Origin of the sequence: Kocuria sp. CPCC 205258 (assembly GCF_040981005.1) — a bacterium.
Classification (GTDB): Bacteria; Actinomycetota; Actinomycetes; order Actinomycetales; family Micrococcaceae; genus Kocuria; species Kocuria rosea.
In genome coordinates this window covers 499046-516283 of the sequence record NZ_JAVKPS010000002.1, presented here as the reverse complement: position 1 = coordinate 516283, position 17238 = coordinate 499046, and the positions used below count along the sequence as shown (strand labels likewise).

General features: G+C 74.1%; 18 protein-coding genes. 6 read left to right on the top strand and 12 right to left on the bottom strand.

The genetic code is table 11. The annotated features are described in order from the left end of the window. Positions 1–35: 35 nt before the first annotated feature. Positions 36–1181 carry a sensor histidine kinase gene (locus RF644_RS05670; RefSeq protein WP_368795759.1) on the bottom strand — a complete coding sequence of 382 codons (1146 nt, stop codon included), beginning with the start codon at positions 1179–1181 and terminating at the stop codon, positions 36–38. Next, complete coding sequence (locus RF644_RS05665; protein ID WP_368795758.1) at positions 1178–1879, bottom strand: response regulator transcription factor; 702 nt, start codon at positions 1877–1879, stop codon at positions 1178–1180. The genes RF644_RS05670 and RF644_RS05665 overlap by 4 nt, the downstream gene beginning before the upstream one ends. A 198-nt stretch (positions 1880–2077) precedes the next feature. Here RF644_RS05665 and RF644_RS05660 point away from each other — a divergent pair, with 198 nt between their 5' ends. Then, positions 2078–3490, top strand: coding sequence for a phenylacetate--CoA ligase family protein (locus RF644_RS05660; protein WP_368795757.1), 1413 nt, complete (start codon positions 2078–2080; stop codon positions 3488–3490). A gap of 90 nt (positions 3491–3580) precedes the next feature. On the opposite strand, the gene RF644_RS05655 is transcribed toward RF644_RS05660, so the two are convergent. After that, the gene (locus tag RF644_RS05655) at positions 3581–4762 is read right to left on the bottom strand and encodes an MFS transporter (protein WP_368795756.1); all 1182 of its coding nucleotides are present in this window, start codon (positions 4760–4762) and stop codon (positions 3581–3583) included. Between the two features lie 90 nt (positions 4763–4852). Between RF644_RS05655 and RF644_RS05650 the strand changes: the two genes are divergently transcribed. Next, a complete protein-coding gene (locus RF644_RS05650; RefSeq protein ID WP_368795755.1) occupies positions 4853–5434 on the top strand; it encodes a TetR/AcrR family transcriptional regulator in 582 nt (193 codons plus the stop codon). Between the two features lie 78 nt (positions 5435–5512). On the opposite strand, the gene RF644_RS05645 is transcribed toward RF644_RS05650, so the two are convergent. The 3 genes from RF644_RS05645 to RF644_RS05635 form a co-directional block, all read right to left on the bottom strand. Then, positions 5513–6160 carry a YitT family protein gene (locus RF644_RS05645; protein ID WP_368795809.1) on the bottom strand — a complete coding sequence of 216 codons (648 nt, stop codon included), beginning with the start codon at positions 6158–6160 and terminating at the stop codon, positions 5513–5515. Positions 6161–6266: 106 nt separating this feature from the next. Continuing rightward, positions 6267–7028, bottom strand: a complete 762-nt coding sequence (locus tag RF644_RS05640; RefSeq protein WP_368795754.1) for an SDR family NAD(P)-dependent oxidoreductase — start codon at positions 7026–7028, stop codon at positions 6267–6269. Between the two features lie 94 nt (positions 7029–7122). Beyond that, positions 7123–7578 (bottom strand): Lrp/AsnC family transcriptional regulator, encoded by a 456-nt coding sequence (locus tag RF644_RS05635; protein WP_368795753.1) that lies wholly within the window; start codon positions 7576–7578, stop codon positions 7123–7125. 124 nt (positions 7579–7702) lie between these two features. Between RF644_RS05635 and RF644_RS05630 the strand changes: the two genes are divergently transcribed. Genes RF644_RS05630 through RF644_RS05620 form a run of 3 tightly spaced genes read left to right on the top strand, consistent with a single transcriptional unit; the run spans position 7703 to position 10890 of the window. After that, the gene (locus RF644_RS05630) at positions 7703–9133 is read left to right on the top strand and encodes a DUF6421 family protein (RefSeq protein WP_368795752.1); all 1431 of its coding nucleotides are present in this window, start codon (positions 7703–7705) and stop codon (positions 9131–9133) included. Positions 9134–9136: 3 nt separating this feature from the next. Continuing rightward, positions 9137–9820 (top strand): SDR family NAD(P)-dependent oxidoreductase, encoded by a 684-nt coding sequence (locus tag RF644_RS05625; RefSeq protein ID WP_368795751.1) that lies wholly within the window; start codon positions 9137–9139, stop codon positions 9818–9820. Next, positions 9817–10890: a low specificity L-threonine aldolase gene (locus RF644_RS05620; RefSeq protein WP_368795750.1), complete on the top strand. Its 1074-nt coding sequence runs from the start codon at positions 9817–9819 to the stop codon at positions 10888–10890. The genes RF644_RS05625 and RF644_RS05620 overlap by 4 nt, the downstream gene beginning before the upstream one ends. Before the next feature lie 51 nt (positions 10891–10941). Here the strand turns inward: RF644_RS05620 and RF644_RS05615 are convergent, their stop codons facing one another. The 4 genes from RF644_RS05615 to RF644_RS05600 all read right to left on the bottom strand — a co-directional run bounded on the left by RF644_RS05615 (position 10942) and on the right by RF644_RS05600 (position 14219). Next, positions 10942–11478, bottom strand: coding sequence for a ferritin (locus RF644_RS05615; protein WP_323633276.1), 537 nt, complete (start codon positions 11476–11478; stop codon positions 10942–10944). Positions 11479–11705: 227 nt separating this feature from the next. Further along, entirely contained in the window at positions 11706–12545 is an 840-nt protein-coding gene (locus RF644_RS05610; protein ID WP_368795808.1) for a sucrase ferredoxin, read from the bottom strand. A 67-nt stretch (positions 12546–12612) separates the two neighbouring features. Continuing rightward, on the bottom strand, positions 12613–13818 hold the full coding sequence (locus tag RF644_RS05605; RefSeq protein ID WP_368795749.1) for a cupin domain-containing protein: 1206 nt from the start codon (positions 13816–13818) through the stop codon (positions 12613–12615). 2 nt (positions 13819–13820) lie between these two features. Beyond that, positions 13821–14219 carry a BatC protein gene (locus RF644_RS05600; protein WP_368795748.1) on the bottom strand — a complete coding sequence of 133 codons (399 nt, stop codon included), beginning with the start codon at positions 14217–14219 and terminating at the stop codon, positions 13821–13823. A 249-nt stretch (positions 14220–14468) separates the two neighbouring features. Between RF644_RS05600 and RF644_RS05595 the strand changes: the two genes are divergently transcribed. After that, positions 14469–15182, top strand: a complete 714-nt coding sequence (locus RF644_RS05595) for a TSUP family transporter (RefSeq protein WP_368795747.1) — start codon at positions 14469–14471, stop codon at positions 15180–15182. A gap of 30 nt (positions 15183–15212) precedes the next feature. Here the strand turns inward: RF644_RS05595 and RF644_RS05590 are convergent, their stop codons facing one another. Then, positions 15213–16115: a helix-turn-helix domain-containing protein gene (locus RF644_RS05590; RefSeq protein WP_368795746.1), complete on the bottom strand. Its 903-nt coding sequence runs from the start codon at positions 16113–16115 to the stop codon at positions 15213–15215. A gap of 2 nt (positions 16116–16117) precedes the next feature. Continuing rightward, positions 16118–17233 (bottom strand): NAD(P)-dependent alcohol dehydrogenase, encoded by a 1116-nt coding sequence (locus tag RF644_RS05585; RefSeq protein ID WP_368795745.1) that lies wholly within the window; start codon positions 17231–17233, stop codon positions 16118–16120. Positions 17234–17238 lie beyond the last annotated feature (5 nt).

Below are 17238 nucleotides of genomic sequence, written 5' to 3'. Positions count from 1 at the left end.
GGTATATACCCCTAGGGGGTATAAGGCAAGGGGGGTCATCGGCTGATCCCGGCCGGCGCCGGCCCCGCCCGCTGACGGGAGGGCAGCTCCACGGTGAAGGCCGTCCCGGCGCCGGGCCCGGGGGACGTGACGGTCAGCGTCCCGCCGTGGGCCTCGACCAGGGCCCGGGAGATGGTCAGGCCGATCCCGGAGCCGCCGTGGTCGCGGTCCCGGGCGCTGTCCCCGCGCCAGAAGCGCTCGAACACCCGGGGCAGGTGCTCGGCGGCGATGCCGTCGCCGGTGTCGGCGACGGTGACGGCCACCTGCCCCGAACCCCGCCGGGCGACGCCGAGGGCGACCTGCCCGCCGGGCGGCGTGTGGCGCAGGGCGTTGGTGAGCAGGTTGCCCAGCACCTGCCCCATCCGCTGCCGGTCCACGTCCACCACCCCGGCGTCGTCGTCGACGTCCAGGACGAGCCGCACGCCCTTGGCGGCGTACGCCTCCCGGTGGGCCTCCGCGGCGGAACGGACCAGGTCGCCGGCCGGCTGCGAGGCGCGGTCCAGGTCGATCCGGCCCTCCTCGGCCCGGGAGACGTCGTGGATGTCCTCGACCAGCCGGGTGAGGCGTCCGAGCTGGTCGGTCACGAGCTCGCCGGTGGCCTCGTCCCACTGCGCCACCCCGTCCTGCAGCGCCTCGCAGTAGACCGTGAGGACCGAGATCGGGGTGCGCATCTCGTGGGCCAGGTCCGAGAGCATCCGCCGCCGGAGCTCCTCGGTGCGCTCCAGCCGCTCGGCCATGGCGTTGAACGAGGCCGCCACCGCGTCCACCTCGACGCCGGCGCCGAGGGCCGGGACCCGGGTGTCGTGGCGGCCGTGGGACACGCCCCGGGCCGCCTCGGTGAGCGCGGCGAGGGGCCGCCGGAGGCGGCGGGTGAACAGCCAGGTCACCGCCGCGGCGCAGATTACGGCGGTGCCCAGGGCCACGCCCAGGACGATGAGACCGGCGTCCCGGTAGGCCCGCTCCACGTGGAGCAGCTCGGGGGAGTTCTCGGCGTGCCCGGCCATGATCAGGTGCTCGTGGAAGATCGGGGGCCCGGCCAGGGAGGCGACCGTCACGGCGGCGAGGATGCTGGCGGCCACCACGAGGGCCTGGGCCAGGAAGAACCGGGAGGCCAGGCCGCGGGGGCGCCGTCGCCGGGTCATCGGGCCACCATCCGGTAGCCGACCCCGCGCACGGTGTCGACGAAGGCCGCCTGGTTCTCGCCGAGCTTCCGGCGCAGGTGACCGATGTGCACGTCCACGATCCGCTCGTCACCCACCCAGGCCGGGCCCCACACGGTGTCGATGAGCCGGCGGCGGGTCAGCGCCTCGTGCGGCCGGGCCGTCAGGGCGGCCAGCAGCTCGAACTCGGTGCGGGTCAGCGCCACCGCCTCCCCGCCCACCCGCGCCTCGTGGGCCGCGAGGTCGACGGTCAGCTCGCCGAACTCCCGGGCGGGCTCGACCGGGGTCACCGTGGTGCGGGGCCGGCGCAGCACCGCGGCCACCCGGGCGACGAGCTCGCGCACGCTGAAGGGCTTCGTGATGTAGTCGTCGGCCCCGGCGGCCAGCCCAGCCAGCTTGTCCTCCTCGTCGCCGCGGGCCGTGAGCATCAGCACGTAGCACTCGGAGAAGCCCCGGATCCTGCGGCAGACCTCGATGCCGTCCATCCCCGGCAGGCCCAGGTCCAGCACCACCACGTCCGGGCTCCGGTCACGGGCGGCCTCCACGGCGTCGGGGCCGGTGTGGACGGTGGCGACCTCGTAGCCGCCGCGGGCCAGGTAGGTGGCGACCATCTGCGCCAGGGGCTTCTCGTCGTCCACCACCAGCACCCGCCCGGCCGCCGCGTCAGTGCCAGGATTCATGACTTCAGTGTCCTCCCCCGCCGCGGCGCGGCGGCGCCCGGGGGCGGTCAGCGCGGGAATCTTCGCCAAACCTTCACGGAGCACGCCGCGGGACGGTGCGCCCCGGCCGCCTGCCGCCCGTCCGGGGAACCGGTGACCGATTCCGTCACCTGCCCGGCGGCCCTGTCTCCCCCGGCGCCGGATTCCTAGAGTCGTGCCATGGGGACACGACGGAGCGCGGCGGCGGGCGCCCGGGGGGCCAGCGCGGCGTGGGTGTGGTGGGACGCCCGCCGGGCCCACCGGAAGGGTCCGGCGGCGCTCCGCCGGCGGCAGCGGGAGCGGCTGGCCGAGCTCGTGGCCTTCGCGCGGGAGCACTCCGCCTACTACCGGCGGCTCTACCAGGGGCTGCCGGAGCGGGTCGAGGACGTCACCTCCCTGCCGGTGACGGACAAGCGGCAGCTGATGGCCCACTTCGACGAGGTCGCCACGGACCCGGCCGTGACCCTGGCGGCGGTCGAGGAGTTCGTGGCGGACCCGGCCCGGATCGGGGAGCGGTTCGCCGGGAGGTACCTGGTGGCCACCACCGCCGGCACCACCGGCACCCGGGGTCTCTTCGTGCTCGACGACCGGTACCGGGCGGTGACCTCGGGGATGATGGCCCGGCTGTCCGCGGGCTGGCTGTCCGGGCGGGACCTGGTGCGGCTCACGGTGCGCGGGGGCCGGTTCGCCGCGGTCGTGGCCACCGGCGGGCACTTCCTGGCCGTGGCCACCAGCACCCGGGAGATGCGGGAGCGACCGCGGCGCCACCGCCGGCTCAGGATCCTTTCGATCCACCGGCCGCTGCCCGAGCTGGTGGCCGAGCTCAACGCCTTCGGACCGCTCATGCTCGGCGCCTACGCCAGCATGCTGCGGCTGCTGGCCTCCGAGCAGGAGGCCGGGCGGCTGCGCCTGCGCCCGGTGCTGGTGCTCAGCACCGCCGAGGGCCTGCCGCCGGACGAGCGCACCCGGATCGAGCGGGCCTTCGGGGCGCCCGTGCGGGAGGTCTACGGGTGCACCGAGATCGGCTACGCGGCCTCGAGCTGCGCCCGGGGCTGGCTGCACCTGGTCGAGGACTGGGTCGCCCTCGAACCGGTCGACGCCGAGCACCGTCCCGTTCCGCCCGGGACCGTCTCGCACACGGTGCTGATGACGAACCTGGCCAACCGGGTCCAGCCGATCATCCGCTACGACGTCGGCGACCGGGTCCTGATGAAGCCGGACCCGTGCGGCTGCGGGAACCCGGCCCCGGCCCTGCGCGTGCAGGGCCGGGCCTCGGACGTCCTCGCCTTCCCCGACGACGACGGGCGGGGCCTGGTCGCGGTGCCCCCGCTCGCGCTGGGGACCGTCATCGACCGCGTCCCGGGCGTGGAGCTGTTCCAGGTCGTGCAGACCGCCCCCGCGGGTCTGCGGGTGCGGCTGCTCCCGGCGGCCGGCGAGGACCCCGAGCAGGTGTGGGCCGCCGCGCTGAGCGGCGTCACCGGCCTGCTCGGCGACCTGGGCCTGGGGCACGTCGCCGTCGAACGGGCCCCGGAGGCACCGCAGCAGAGCACCGGCGGCAAGTACCGCACCGTCATCCCGCTCCCCGCACCATGACGGATCCGCCGGACGGCCGGCCCGTGGGCTCCGCGGGCCGAACAGGGATCGAGCCGCCCGAGCTCGTCGTCGTGACCCGCGTGCGCTGGATCAGGCCCGCGGGCTGCCGGCCCCCGCGGGGCACGGTGCCGGGGTGGTGCGGGAGGACCGCGCCCCGGACCGGCCGCTCAGGGCGGGCAGCACCGCGAGGATCCCGAGCGCACCGGCCACGGCGAAGGCCAGGACCGGGGCGGCGGGGTCGAACAGGACGCCCAGCAGGACCGAGCCGGCCGCCTGACCGACGGCGAGGGCGATGAACAGCACGGCGGTGCCCTCGGACACGCGATCGGGAACCACCCGCGCGGCCCAGACGATGAGGACACCGGACAGGGCGGTGTAGCCGGCCCCGAACACGGACGCGGAGACGAACGCGGCGAGCGGCGCCCCCGGCGCCGCGCCCAGGACCACGGTCGCACCGGCCATGGCCACCGCGGTCGAGACCCACGCCGTCCGCAGGCTCCAGACCTGGACGATCTTCCCGGCGGCGGCGCCCAGCACGCCGAACGCCCCCAGGACCATCCAGGCCGCGATGGAATAGGACTCCTCGCCCGTGCCGGACTCGGCCATGGCCGTGCGCCCGAAGGTCCAGATCGCGGCGCTCGAGGCACCGGCGAGCGCCGCCGCGGCGATAGGTCGGGCCAGCGGCACCAGATCACGGACCCGCACCCGTGCGGGCCCCTCCGCGGGCGGAGACCGGTGCGCGGACCGGTCCGTCCGGAGGGTGGCCACGGTGGCCGCTGCCACCAGGACGGCGATGGCCGCCCACCCCAGGCGCCACTGGCCGAGCGTGAGGAGCATGAGGAGGCCCGCGACGACGATGCCCGCCCCGGTGCCGGCGTTGACGACCGTCTGGGCACTCTCCCGGCGCGCCGGTGCGAGATTGCGCTCGATGAGCGTGACCAGGCCCGGGGTGGCGAACCCGGCGCCGGCCCCGGCCAGCACCACGCTCACCGCGAGGACGACCGCGGTGGGCGAGGCCGCCACGCCCGCCGTGCCCAGCGTGGCCGTCGCCCCGGCGCACACCACGACCAGGCGCGGGCGGGCGGCCAGGCGCGAGGCGAGCACCGCGGCGAGGCAGAAGGAGAGGAAGCTGCCGGCCTGGATGAGCCCGGAGACGGCCGAGCCCATCTGGAAGGTCTCGGTGAGCCGGGGCAGGAAGAGCCCGTAGCCGAAGCGCGCCAGCCCGTAGGTCGCCGCGATCAGTGCCATCCCGCTGATCACCAGAGCTCGCATGGGACTCCCTCTCGCACGTCGCTTACCAGAACGATCGTAACGCTACACCAAAACGCTCGTTCTGGAACCAGGGGTCGATACAGTGGTGGGGTGACCACCGTCCCGCGACTCCCCGCGCGCACCCGGCTGCTGCAGGCGGCCGACCGCGTGCTGTTCGACCGCGGCATCCGGGCCACGCCCGTCGACGAGCTTCTGCGCGAGGCGGAGGTCTCGGCAGCCACCCTGTACACGCACTTCGGCAGCAAGGACGCCCTGGTGGCCGAGGCGCTGCGGGTCCGGCTGGCGGACTGGCGGGCGGTCTGGGACCAGCACGTGGTCGCGGCCGCGGACGACACGGCGCGCTTGCTCGCGGTGTTCGATGCCCTGGCCTCCTACCGGCGGGACCAGCCCCACCCGGCGCGCTGGTGCGCCTTCCTGGCCGCGGCCACCGAGCTCCCCGAGGCCGCGGACGAGATCGGCGTCGTCCTGGCCGCGGACACCGCCCTCCTCACCGAGCGCCTCCTGCACCTCTCCCGGCCCCTCGCCGGGGAGCGCGCCCAGGACCTGGCCGACGAGATCCTCCTGGCCTACGGCGGGACCCTGGCCGCCTTCCTCCGCGGCTCCCCCGGGTCGCCGATCGACGTCGGCCGCCGCCTGGCCTCCGCCGCGGTCCGAGCCCACAGCCGCGACTGAACCCCCAGCGGCGGGCTGCTCCGGACCCCGATCCCGGTGAGGCCACCTCGGTGCGGGCGCGCAGATCGGGGCCCGGCGTCAGCGCTGCAGCCGGACGCTCAACCGGGGCAGCAGGACCTGGACCAGCGGGCCGATGGCCAGGGCGTAGAGCACCGTGCCCAGTCCCACGGTGCCGCCGAGCACCCACCCGGCGAGCACCACGGCCACCTCGATCGAGGTGCGGACCACGCGCACCGACCCCCCGGTGCGTCTGACCAGGCCGGTCATCAGCCCGTCCCGCGGGCCGGCGCCCAGGTGCACCCCGATGTAGGCGGCGGTCGCCACGGCGTTGAGGAGCACGCCGGCGAGCACGAGCAGCACCCGCAGCGGCAAGGACTCGACCGGAGGCAGCACGGCCAGTGTCGCGTCGAGCACCAGCCCGACCACCACCGCGTTGCTGAGGGTGCCCAGCCCGGGCCGCTCGCGCAGCGGGATCCAGAGGAGGAGCAGCAGCACGCTGACCACGATGACCACCGTGCCCATGCTCAGCCCGAACTGCCGGGACAGCCCCTGGTGCAGCACGTCCCACGGGATGACACCGAGCTCCGCCCGCACGAGCATCCCCATGGTGATGCCGTAGAGCACCAGCCCGGCGAAGAGCTGCACGAGCCGCCGGGGCAGCCGGCGCGAGTCCGGCCCGTCGATCGAGCGGGCCAGGGCGCGCGGACTCCAGTTCATGCGGATCATCTTCGCACCGGCGGGGCGCTCCCTGCGCACGGGTCGGCCTCGCCGGCGAGGCCGCGGCCCGCCCGGCACGTCGTCGGCCCTCCGCGCGGCCGAGGACCGGCCGGGTTCAGATCCGCCTGGTGCTGGTGATGCCGCCGTCCACGTGGATCTCGGCGCCGTGGAGATAGGCGGCGTCGTCGGAGACGATCCAGGCGACGGCGGCGGCGATCTCCTCCGGGGTCCCGGGGCGCCCGGCGGGAGTGGCGGCCGTGATCCGGGCGATGACGTCGTCGGCCGGGGCGTTGACCGGGGACCGTGTCGCTCCGGGAGAGACGGTGTTGACCCGCACGCCGTGCGGGCCGAACTCCGCCGCCCAGCTGCGCGCGAGCTGGATCTGCGCCGCCTTCGTCGCCGAGTACAGCCCCACGATGGGGCTGCCCACGTGGGCCATCCACGAGCCGATGATGACGATCGCCCCGCCGCCGTTCTCGACCATCCCCGGCGCCAGGGCGGCCGTGAGCACGTGCGGGGCGCGCACGTTGACGGCGAGCGCGGCCTCGAGATCCGCGTCGGCGAGGGAGAGGGTGTCCACGGCGGGGCACACCGCGGCGTTGTGGACCAGGGTGTCGACGTGACCGCCCAGGGTCTGCGCGGCCGCGCGGGCGAAGCTTCGCAGGTCCTCCGCGGCGGCGGTGAGCTCGGAGGCGATGAAGTCCGCCCGCCCTCCGCGGTCGCGGATCTCGGCCACCACGCCGTCCCCGCGGGCGCGGTCACGGCCCGTGACGCCGACGTGCCACCCCCGGGCGGCCAGGGTCCGTGCGGTGGCGGCACCGATGCCGCTGGTGGAGCCGGTGACCAGAGCGGTGCGGGTTCGTCCCTGTGCTGTCATGACCCCATGCTCGCCGGGCCGGATCCGGATGGCCAGAGCCGGGCCGGACAGGGCCGGCAGGCCGCCGGTCCTGCGCGGAGCGCCGGGAGCTGCGTCAGGCCTCGGCGGCGGGGAGCATCGGCCGGTGCTCGTAGAAGGTCTGCAGCACCACGGTGGTGCGGGTGTTCACGGAGGCCACCTGGCGCACCTCGTTGACGAGGGCCTCGAGCGCCTTCGGCGAGGCCACCCGGACGAACAGCATGTAGGCGGCGTCCCCGGCCACCGAGTGGCAGGCCTCGATCGCCGTGATCGACTGCAGGAGCTCGGGGGCGTTGTCGGGCTGACGCGGATCGAGCGGGGTGATCTCGATGAACGCCGCGAGCGGCCTGCCGATGGCCTCGGGGTCGAGGAGCGCCTGGTAGCCCACGATCACCCCGCCGCTCTCGAGCTTGCGCAGGCGGGCCTGCACGGCCGAGACCGAGAGGCCGACCCGCTCGGACAGCTGGGCGAGGGTGGCACGGGGGTCGTGGGAGACCTCGGTGGCCAGCTGCACATCCACGGGGTCGTCCATGGGCCGAACGCTACCAGCTGAGCGCCCGGAAAAGATTGACAGCCCCCCGGGCTCATGTGAATCTTCCTGTATCTGGTTGGTATCGCCGGAAAATTTCCGCTGGTTCGACGACAGGAGGGTTGTCATGTCCACGCCTCTGCAGACGGTGCGGGCCATCATCGGCGAGCCCGAGGTCGTGGAGGACGCCCGCGCCGTGGAGTCGAACCCCGCATGGCTGCGGCTCCGGTCTGCGGCCACTGCCCTGCAGGAGCTGCAGGTCAAGGACGGGTCGGTCCCCGAGCCCGCCGACCACCCGGCGGCGCGCGCGCACGTCGCGGTGATCACGGCGTCGATCATCGAGCTCGCCCCGTTGTTCCCGCACGACGCGGCGTACCTGGCGGCCCTGCCCCGCGACTTCGCGCGCTGGGCGGACGGCGGCTTCGGGGTGCCGGACTTCCTCGACTCCCTCGTCGAGTTCCAGCCGCAGCGGCACCGCGTGGACGGCCTCCGGCACCTCGTCGTGTTCCCCATGCACACGCAGAACGGCTCGGCGGACCGGCACGTCGAGGCCGTGCTCGTCGAGGCGATCTGGCCCGAGTTCATCGCCGAGCTCGAGGCCGGGCGCTACGGCAACCAGCTGTTCGTGTCCCTGCGGCTGATCGACTTCACCCCGGGCTACGACTCGAACTCCGCGGTCCTGTTCCCCGAGACGGTCGCCGTGCGGGAGATCCCGGCGTTCACCTGGGGCGCCATCTTCCAGGACCGTGAGGCGGCACGCTACCGCCGCGTGGTCACGGCGGCGGCCGGCATCACGAAGCTGGATCTGCCCGCCGACGCCGCGGCCCTGCTCATCGACCAGGACCTCGCCGAGAAGACCTTCGTGCTGTGGGACCTCATCCACGACCGCACGCACATGCGCGGCGACCTGCCGTTCGACCCGTTCATGATCAAGCAGCGGATGCCGTTCTTCCTGTACTCCCTGGAGGAGCTGCGCTGCGATCTCACGGCGTTCCGGGAGTCGGTCGCGCTCGAGCGTGCGCTCACCGCGCGCCGGACCGCCGGCGAGGAGCTCACCGCCCTCGAGGAGCAGACCCGCCGGCACGGGAAGCTCGTGCAGTACGCGGTGATCTTCGACCGGATCTTCCGCTTCGCCCTCACCGGGTCCCGGGTGCGCAACTACGACGGCCTGGGCGGGCAACTGCTGTTCGCCTGGCTCCACCGCCGGCACGTCCTGCAGTGGCGCGACGTCGAGCTCAGCGTCGACTGGGACCGGGTCGCGGACGCCGTCGTCGAGCTCGGCGAGGCGATCGACCAGCTGTACTGGGAGTCGATCGACCGGCCGAAGACGGTGCACTGGCTGAAGGCGTACGAGCTCATCGCCTCCGTGGTGCCCCCGCACCCCGCCTCGGCGTGGGCGGAGGGGCTCCCCCGCGAGGTGCTGGCCGGGCCGCCGAAGGGCTTCACGGACCTGGTGCTGGACGACGAGTTCCCGCTGTCGATGTTCTTCGAGGCGCTCGAGAAGAAGATGAAGAGCGTCATCGAGTCGACGGCCGGCATCCGCGCCACGGACGATTGAGCCATGACCGACCTGACCGGACGTACCGTCCTGATCGCCGGCGCCACCAGTGCCTCCGGCCTGGCGGCGACTAGGACCCTGATCTCGGCCGGGGCCCGCGTCGTCGCCACAGGGCGCCACGCGGAGAAGCTCGCGCCCCTCGCCGCGCTGGGGGCGCACACCGAGACGGTGGACCTCGCGGACGAGTCCGCCGTGCGCGAGCTCGTCCGCGGGCTCCACGACAGGAGCCTGCGCCTCGACGGGCTCCTCCACCTCGTGGGCGGCTGGCGCGGGGGTGGTGGGCTCGCCGGGCAGACGGAGGAGGACTACCGCGTGCTGGAGACCTCCTTCACCGCCCTGCGCCACCTGAGCCGCGCCTTCGACGACGACCTCCGGGCCTCGCCGGCGGGCCGGCTGGCGATCGTGTCCTCGACCGCGGTGAACCGTCCGCTGGCGGGCGGCGCCAACTACGCCGCGGTGAAGGCCGCGAGCGAGGCGTGGACCCGGGCTGTGGCGCAGGGATATGCGAAGGACGCCCGCGAGGCCGGCGAGCCGCTGCGCGCCGCCGCCGTGATCTTCCGGGTGAAGGCCCTGGCCGGTCTGGAGGACCGGCTCGCGAACGCCTACGCCGGGCTCTGGGACGCCGAGGCCCCGGAACTGAACGACTCGACCATCGAACTCCAGGAGAAAGGACGAGGCACCCCATGACGAGGTCCCACGACGCCGAGCTGAGGGGATTCGCCTCGGACAACTACTCCGGGGTCCATCCGGAGGTGCTGGACGCCCTGGTCGAGGCCAACGGCGGTCACCAGGTCGCCTATGGCGAGGACGAGTACACGGCACGGCTGCAGGACGTGATCGTGCAGCACTTCGGCGAGGGCGCCTCGGTGTGGCCGATGTTCAACGGCACCGGCGCCAACGTCGTCGGCCTCCAGTCGATGCTCCCGCGCTGGGGCGCGGTGATCTGCGCGGACACGGCGCACATCCACGTCGACGAGGGCGGCGCGCCCGAGAAGTCCGCCGGCCTCAAGCTCCTGCCCGTCCCCACGGGCGACGGCAAGCTCACGCCTGAGCTGATCGCGGCGGAGGCCTGGGGCTGGGGGGACGAGCACCGGGCCCAGCCTCTCGTCGTGTACCTCACCCAGTCCACCGAGCTCGGCACCCTGTACTCACCGGACGAGATCCGGGCCGTCACGGACTACGCGCACCCCCACGGCATGTCCGTCTACCTGGACGGGGCCCGGCTCTCGAACGCGGCGGCCGCCCTGGGACTGCCCCTGCGCGCCTTCACCACCGACGTCGGCGTCGACGTGCTCGCCCTCGGCGGCACCAAGAACGGAGCCCTCGGCGCCGAGGCCCTGGTGGTCCTGAACGAGGCCGCGTCCCAGGGCCTGGTCTACCTGCGGAAGAACCAGATGCAGCTGGCCTCGAAGATGCGGTTCGTCTCGGCCCAGCTGCTCGCGCTCCTGGACGGAGACCTGTACCTGCGCAACGCGGGCCGTGCGAACGCGATGGCCCGGCGCCTGCGCGATGGCATCGAGACGGGCATCGCCGACGGGTCGATGCCGGGTGTCGCCTTCACGCAGGAGACCCAGGTGAACGCCGTCTTCGCCACCCTGCCCGCCGGCATCGCGGACCGCCTGCGTCAGCGGTTCCGGTTCTACGACTGGGACGCCGCGAAGGGCGAGGTCCGCTGGGTGTGCAGCTTCGACACCACGCCGGAGGACGTCGACGCCTTCCTGTCCGCCCTCCGCTCGGAGCTCGTCCCGGTCGGCTGATCCCGCCAGCCCGGCCCGCCGCCAGGGGCGGGCACAGGGACTGCTGCCGGGTCAGGCGGCCCCGCCGGCGGCCTGCGGCGCCCCCGAACCATGGCCGTGCCCGCCGTCGCCGACGTGCTCCCGGGCCACGAAGTTCTCCAGGTCGAAGAGGTTCTCGGCCCGGCGCGCGACGTTCACCAGGGTGGTCATCGAGGCGACCTCCTCGACCTGCTCCTTCAGGAACCAGAGCATGAACTGCTCCCCCAGCGCGTCACCCTCGGCCCGGGCGGCGGCGAACAGCGCCTTGATCTGCTCGGTGACCTCCTGCTCCTGGGACAGCGCCAGGGCCAGGGGCTCACGGACGTCGGTGAAGTCGTTGCGCACCTCCCCCACCCCGGGAATGGTCAGGGGCAGGTCCCGGTCCAGGATGTACTGGACGATCATCATGGCGTGGTTGCGCTCCTCCAGCGACTGGCGGTAGAAGTGCCGGGCCAGCTGCGGAAGGTCCTGGCTGTCGAACCAGACCGCCACGGCGATGTACTGGTGGGACGCGGCGAACTCGTGGCCCACCTGGCGGGTGAGCAGCTCGTCGAAGGTCTCGGGGGCCATCAGGATCTCCTGACATCGGTGGGTCCCCAGGGCGGACGACGCCCCGGCCGCTCCACCGGTGCGAGCCCGGGGCGGGGCCGGCAGGAATCGTCGCTCGGGTCTGGAGTTCGAGCGTAGCGCGGTGGCACGGCCGGGTGTAGGCCGGTCACCGGAAACTTCCCCCGACACGGCGCTCCGCATCGTCCTCGGTCGCGGCCGGAGGACCCTGCCCCCGGCCGCCCTGTCCCTCAGACGACGCGCACCGCGGTGAGCTCGTAGACCCGGGCCGAGCTCGTGGCCGGCCCGTGGCAGGTCAGCTGATGCGGCGGGGCGGCGTGGGACCGCAGTTCGACGTCGACGCGGCCCGGCCGGGGTGGGCGGCCGGTGAGACGAACCCGCCAGCGGTCGCCGTCGCGGACGGTCTCGGCCACCGTCCAGTCGTGCCGGCCGGCCGGGCCGAAGCGTTCGAGCGCGGCCGCGACAGCGGCCTGCTGCGGCGGGTAGAGATCGGTGTACCCGCGCAGGTGCTCCGCGTGGACCCGGCCGGCGAGATGCCCCTCGACCGTGGTGACGGAGGACTCCGCGTCGAGCCCTCCGTAGTAGACGCCATCGGGGACGACGACGACGTTGGCGGCGAACCGGTCACCGCCGACATGCGAGCACTCCCAGACCGAATCCGGCCAGCGCTCGCTCAGGGCACGTCCCACGGGCCGTCCGCGCACCGCGCAGCAGGGATCGTGCTGACCGTGGGCGCAGACCAGGAGGACCGGTGGGTGGCCGGTCTCACCGGGGACGCCGAGGGCCGTGGCGATCTCCGCGAGGTCCTCGTCGCGGCTCCACGTGCCCCAGTGCTGACGGCCGGCGCCGGAATCATCGTGGCGCAGCACGGCCCACCGGCTGGGGCCCTCACGGCTGCGGCGGCCGTGTCGCCGGACCAGAAGCACTCGCGCCCGCGCTGCCTGCGCGGCGGAGAACACGAGGGCCTTGGTTTCGGGCTCCAGGTCCAGGCCGTCGAAACCGTTGACGGGCCATGCGCCTCGGTACTCGATGAGGACCCAGGCCGCGCCGCGCGGCGCGGTGCCCGCCATCGGGTCGCCGCGCCCCCGGGCTCCGTCGGCGCACCAGAAGCGGCACGAGGCATTCACGGTGGCGGGGTCACTGGTCACAGGGAACAAGAACCCCCGCCCGCAGCAGTCGTTCGGCGAGCTCGACACCGAGCTCGCCGGCGGTGTGGACTTCGCCGTCGAGCAGGCACGAGACGGAGGGCAGGTCGCTCTCGGGGAAGTCGAGCCACCCCACGCGCGTGCTCAGCCGCGGGCCCTCCAGCCGTGCCTCCAGGGCACCGCGCAGCCGGACGGGAAAACCGGGGCCCAGGCCCTGGACGGCCGCGAGCTGGGCCAGCGGCCCCAGCGGGGCCGGGCGCCCCTGTCCTCGGCGGGTGCGGTGGAAGCGTGGGACGGGATCGGCCGCGGCGAGCGCGGCGACCAGGCGCTCCCGGACGGTGTCGAGCTCCCCGCCCGGTCCGTCGACGCCCAGGGGCAGGGACCCGCGCATCTGCGGGTCCTCGGCCAGCAGCGCCAGCGCCTCCTGGGCGAGCTGCTCGGCCAGGCCGTGGCGGGTCCAGGTGTGGATCCCGAGCGTGAGGTGGATGGAGACCGCTCCCTGCGCCTGGGCCGCGTGCAGCCAGCCGCGCGGCAGGTAGAGGGCGTCGCCGGGTTCGAGCACCACGTCGAGATGCGCCTCGCCCTTGGCTGCCCCTGCCACGGCGGAGCGGCGGTCGGTCCAGGGCTGGTCCCGCAGCGGGTCCGGGTGCACCGGCTCGTGCAGGACCCAGCGCTTCGTCCCCTCGATCTGCAGGACGAAGACGTCGTGGACGTCGTAGTGGTCGTCGAACCCGCGGTTCTGCGGCGGGGTGATGTAGGCGTTGGCCTGCACCGGATGCCCGAGCTCGCCGCTCAGCGCGGCGCTGAAGTCGGCGACCGGCTCCCACGTGCGGTGCAGCGCCTGCAGCACCAGGGTGGCGCCGTCGGCGAACTTCCGCCACAGTGCGGTGTCGTCGAGCTGATCCGCAATGGTGGCGCCGACTCCGGCGGGGGACGTGAAGGACGAGTCGGGGAACGTCGACCCGTCCTTGGCGACGCGCAGGAAGGGCGTGCGCAGCCCGCGGCGCGAGATCAGCTCGTCGACGGCGTCGGCGGAGAACAGGTCGGCGAAGCCGCCCGCCCGGCGCGTGAGCAGCGGCGCCCGGCCCCAGATCTCACGGGCGAACCGCTCCCGGCCGATGTCGATCAGACGGGTCTCCAGGACCCCGGCGCCACTCCGGGCGCCGGGGTCCTGCCCGTCAGTGCGGACGGCGTCCACGCTCAGAGGCCTCGCGCCCCGGCTCCTCCGTCGGCGCCGCCATCGGCACCGCCGTCAGCACCGCCGTCGTGGACACCCGGGGTGCCGGCCGCTCCACCGTCAGCGGGGCCCTCGGCCCCGCCGTCCGCGCCACCGTCCTGAACACCCGGAGTGCCGGCGGCTCCGCCGTCGGCCGGGCCCTCGGCGCCATTGTCAGCACCGCCGTCGGCGCCGCCGTCCGCGCCACCGTCGTGCACGCTCGGGGTGCCGGCCGCTCCACCGTCGGCCGGGCCCTCGGCGCCGTTGTCAGCACCGCCGTCGGCACCGCCATCGGCACCGCCGTCCTGAACACCCGGAGCGCCGAAGGCTCCGCCGTCGGCGGGACCTTCCGTCTGGTCCGGATCCTGCTGTGCATCAGTCATGTTGACCTCCCAGATTCGAGTGACCATGCCGTCACCGGCCGATCACCAGGACAGGCGGTCCTTGAGCAGCACCGCCCAGCTCGAGGCTATCGGTGCGGGGCAGGTGAGGGAACAGCCGGCCCTCAGGTGATCCGGACGAGCCAAGGGAGCTGCGGGACGCGGGCCGTCCTCGCCGGGGGCACGATCTCCGGGCGGCCTCCGGAGGTGGAACAATTCACCCGTCCCCTGCCCGCGACCGGGAGGTGCTTCATGACCGGCCTGGAGCTCGCCGTCGTCGCGCTCGTGGTGAGCATCGCGTCCTGTCTGCAGGGCGCGATCGGCTTCGGCGTGGCCCTGCTCTCCGCCCCCGTGATCGCCCTGTTCGACCCCACCCTGCTGCCCGGTTCCCTCCTCCTGGTGGTCACCGGGCTCACCACGCTCGGCGTGCTGCGGGACCGCGCCGCCGTGGACGTCAAGGACGCGGGCTGGGCCGTGGCGGGGCAGGTCCCCGGCACCGTGGCGGGAGCCCTGCTGGTGGCCGCCCTGTCCGCCCGGACGCTGGCCCTCGTCCTGGCGAGCACCGTGCTGCTGGCCGTGCTGCTCAGCGTGTGCGGCTGGCGGCCGCGGCCCCGGCCCGCGGCCGTCGTCGTCGCGGGGGCGGCCTCCGGGCTCCTGGGGACGGCCACGTCCATCGGCGGTCCGCCCATGGCGCTCGTGTGGCACGGGTCCTCGCGGGCCCGGATGCGCGGCACGATGAGCGCCTTCTTCCTGGTCGGCGCCGTGCTGGCCCTCGTGGCGCTGACCGTGGTGGGGTCGATCGACCGCCGGACCGTGCTCTTCGCGGCCGCTCTCCTGCCGGCCATGGTCCTGGGCTTCGCCGTGTCCGGAGCGGTCAACGCGCGGATCAACCGGCGCACCGTCCGGCGGGTGGGCCTGGGCGCCTCCGCACTGGGCGCCGTGCTGGTCCTGCTGCAGGCGCTCTGAAGCACGTCTGCCGGGCCTCTCCGGCCGGCCTCAGAGCTGGTCGATCCGCCGGTAGCGGGACGGCGTGGTGCCCGTGGTGGCCCGGAAGTGCCGGTTGAAGTTGGAGAGGTTGGTGAAGCCCACCCGGTAGCAGATGTCCGAGACCGGCAGGTCGGTGCCGCGCAGCAGCCGGCAGGCCTCGGTGAGCCGCATCCGGGTGACCGTGCGGTTGAAGCCCACGCCGGTGGCCTTGGCGAACAGCCGGGAGAACGCGTCCCGGCTCAGGCCCACGGCCTCGGCCACCTCGGGCACGAGCATCCGGCCCTCCAGGTGCTCGGTGATGTAGCCCAGCGCCCGGTTGAAGACCTCGGCCTCGGACACGTCCAGGCGGTAGGTGCCGCCGCGGCTGTCCAGGTAGCGGCGCTCGCTCTCCGGGGACTCGGCGAGGACGGCCAGCAGCTCGGCCACCGCGGCCAGCCGCCGGAGACCGAACGTGCCGTTCACCGCCTCCATCGCCGCCGCGCCCTGGACGGCGGTGCGGCCGGTGAACTCGATGCCCCGGGCCGCGGCCTCCAGCAGCGGGCGCAGGGCCTCGAGCTCGGGCAGCGTCCCGGCGGCGGCGAAGAAGCGCTCCTGGTCGAACTGGAGCACGGCGTCCCGGTTGCGGACCACGGCGCTGTCGTCGCGGTGGGAAATCCAGTTGTGCGGAAGGAAGGAGCCCATGAGGCTGAGGTGGCCGGGGCCGAAGGGCCCGGCCCAGTCGCCGGCCATCACCGTCCCGGAGGACTCCCGGATCAGGTGCACCTCCACCTCGGGGTGGTAGTGCCAGCGGGCCAGGGGGTGGGGCCAGTCGTGCTCGTGCCACCGCACGGAGCTCGACGGGTCCGGGATCACCAGCTCCCGGACCGGGGAGGTGGGGTCCTCCGGCGTCGTGCTCCGTGCGGCGGCCGCCACGGTCAGGCCCCGGCCACGCGGATCTGGATCTTCGTGTCGGTGGGCCGGCCCTCGGCGCCGCGCTCGAACGCGGCCACGGCGTCCTCGAACGGATAGGTGGCGCTGATCAGGGCGCCCAGGTCCACGGCCGGGGACGCGGCGAGCTCGATGGCCCGCTGGTACGAGTTCGCGTAGCGGAACACGGTCTCGATCCGCAGCTCCCGGGCCTGCGCGGCGGCGACGTCCAGCGGCACCGGGTCCACGGGGATGCCGACCAGCACCACGGTCCCGCCGGGCGCGGGGATCTCCCACAGGTTCCCGAAGACGTGCGGGCTGCCGCTGGCCTCGAACACCACGTCCGCGCCCCAGCCGTCGGTGGCCTCCCGCACCGCCTCGCCGAGGTCCTGGCGGGAGACGTCCACGGCGTGGATGGTCGGATAGGCCTCGATCTTGGCGAACTTCTCCGGCGCCACGTCCGAGATGTACACCCGGGACGCGCCGCTCGCGGCGGCCGCGATCGCGGTGAGCACCCCGATGGTGCCGGCACCCACCACCACCACGACGTCGCCCGGCGCGAGACCGGCCTTGGTCACCGCGTGCACCGCCACGGCGAAGGGCTCGATCAGGGCGCCCTCCTCCAGCGAGAGCTGCTCGGGCAGCCTGTAGGTGAAGTCGGCGGGGTGGATGATCTCGGGCTGCAGGCAGCCGTCCACCGGGGGCGTGGCCCAGAACTGCACGTCCGGGTCCACGTTGTACATGCCCAGCCGCGCGGCCCGGGAGCGCGGGTTGGGGATGCCCGGCTCCATGCAGACCCGGTCCCCCACGGCCAGGTGGTCCACGCCCTCCCCCACTTCCAGCACCGTGCCGGAGGCCTCGTGGCCGAGGACCATGGGGCTTTCGACGACGTAGGGGCCGATCCGGCCGTGCGTGAAGTAGTGGACGTCGCTGCCGCAGATGCCCACGGTGTGCACGCCGATGCGCACCTCCCCGGGGCCCACCGGGCGCAGCCCGGGGACGGGCCGGACCTGGATCTCGTGCTGGCGTTCGAGGACGACGGCGTCCATGGTGCTCTCCTGGGTGCTCGGGGGCTTCGCGGCGGTGGTCGTGGGGTTCGGGGTGGTGAGCGTGGTGGGGTTCATGATCT

What these genes read in the sequence shown, in the direction of transcription:
- RF644_RS05620 (WP_368795750.1), top strand. Translation starts at nt 9,817, where the DNA reads ATGACGAGGTCCCACGACGCCGAGCTGAGGGGATTCGCCTCGGACAAC.
- RF644_RS05655 (WP_368795756.1), bottom strand. Translation starts at nt 4,762, where the DNA reads ATGCGAGCTCTGGTGATCAGCGGGATGGCACTGATCGCGGCGACCTAC.
- RF644_RS05665 (WP_368795758.1), bottom strand. Translation starts at nt 1,879, where the DNA reads ATGAATCCTGGCACTGACGCGGCGGCCGGGCGGGTGCTGGTGGTGGAC.
- RF644_RS05630 (WP_368795752.1), top strand. Translation starts at nt 7,703, where the DNA reads ATGTCCACGCCTCTGCAGACGGTGCGGGCCATCATCGGCGAGCCCGAG.
- RF644_RS05640 (WP_368795754.1), bottom strand. Translation starts at nt 7,028, where the DNA reads ATGACAGCACAGGGACGAACCCGCACCGCTCTGGTCACCGGCTCCACC.
- RF644_RS05635 (WP_368795753.1), bottom strand. Translation starts at nt 7,578, where the DNA reads ATGGACGACCCCGTGGATGTGCAGCTGGCCACCGAGGTCTCCCACGAC.
- RF644_RS05670 (WP_368795759.1), bottom strand. Translation starts at nt 1,181, where the DNA reads ATGACCCGGCGACGGCGCCCCCGCGGCCTGGCCTCCCGGTTCTTCCTG.
- RF644_RS05615 (WP_323633276.1), bottom strand. Translation starts at nt 11,478, where the DNA reads ATGGCCCCCGAGACCTTCGACGAGCTGCTCACCCGCCAGGTGGGCCAC.
- RF644_RS05660 (WP_368795757.1), top strand. Translation starts at nt 2,078, where the DNA reads ATGGGGACACGACGGAGCGCGGCGGCGGGCGCCCGGGGGGCCAGCGCG.
- RF644_RS05595 (WP_368795747.1), top strand. Translation starts at nt 14,469, where the DNA reads ATGACCGGCCTGGAGCTCGCCGTCGTCGCGCTCGTGGTGAGCATCGCG.
- RF644_RS05600 (WP_368795748.1), bottom strand. Translation starts at nt 14,219, where the DNA reads ATGACTGATGCACAGCAGGATCCGGACCAGACGGAAGGTCCCGCCGAC.
- RF644_RS05625 (WP_368795751.1), top strand. Translation starts at nt 9,137, where the DNA reads ATGACCGACCTGACCGGACGTACCGTCCTGATCGCCGGCGCCACCAGT.
- RF644_RS05645 (WP_368795809.1), bottom strand. Translation starts at nt 6,160, where the DNA reads ATGATCCGCATGAACTGGAGTCCGCGCGCCCTGGCCCGCTCGATCGAC.
- RF644_RS05610 (WP_368795808.1), bottom strand. Translation starts at nt 12,545, where the DNA reads ATGGCGGGCACCGCGCCGCGCGGCGCGGCCTGGGTCCTCATCGAGTAC.
- RF644_RS05585 (WP_368795745.1), bottom strand. Translation starts at nt 17,233, where the DNA reads ATGAACCCCACCACGCTCACCACCCCGAACCCCACGACCACCGCCGCG.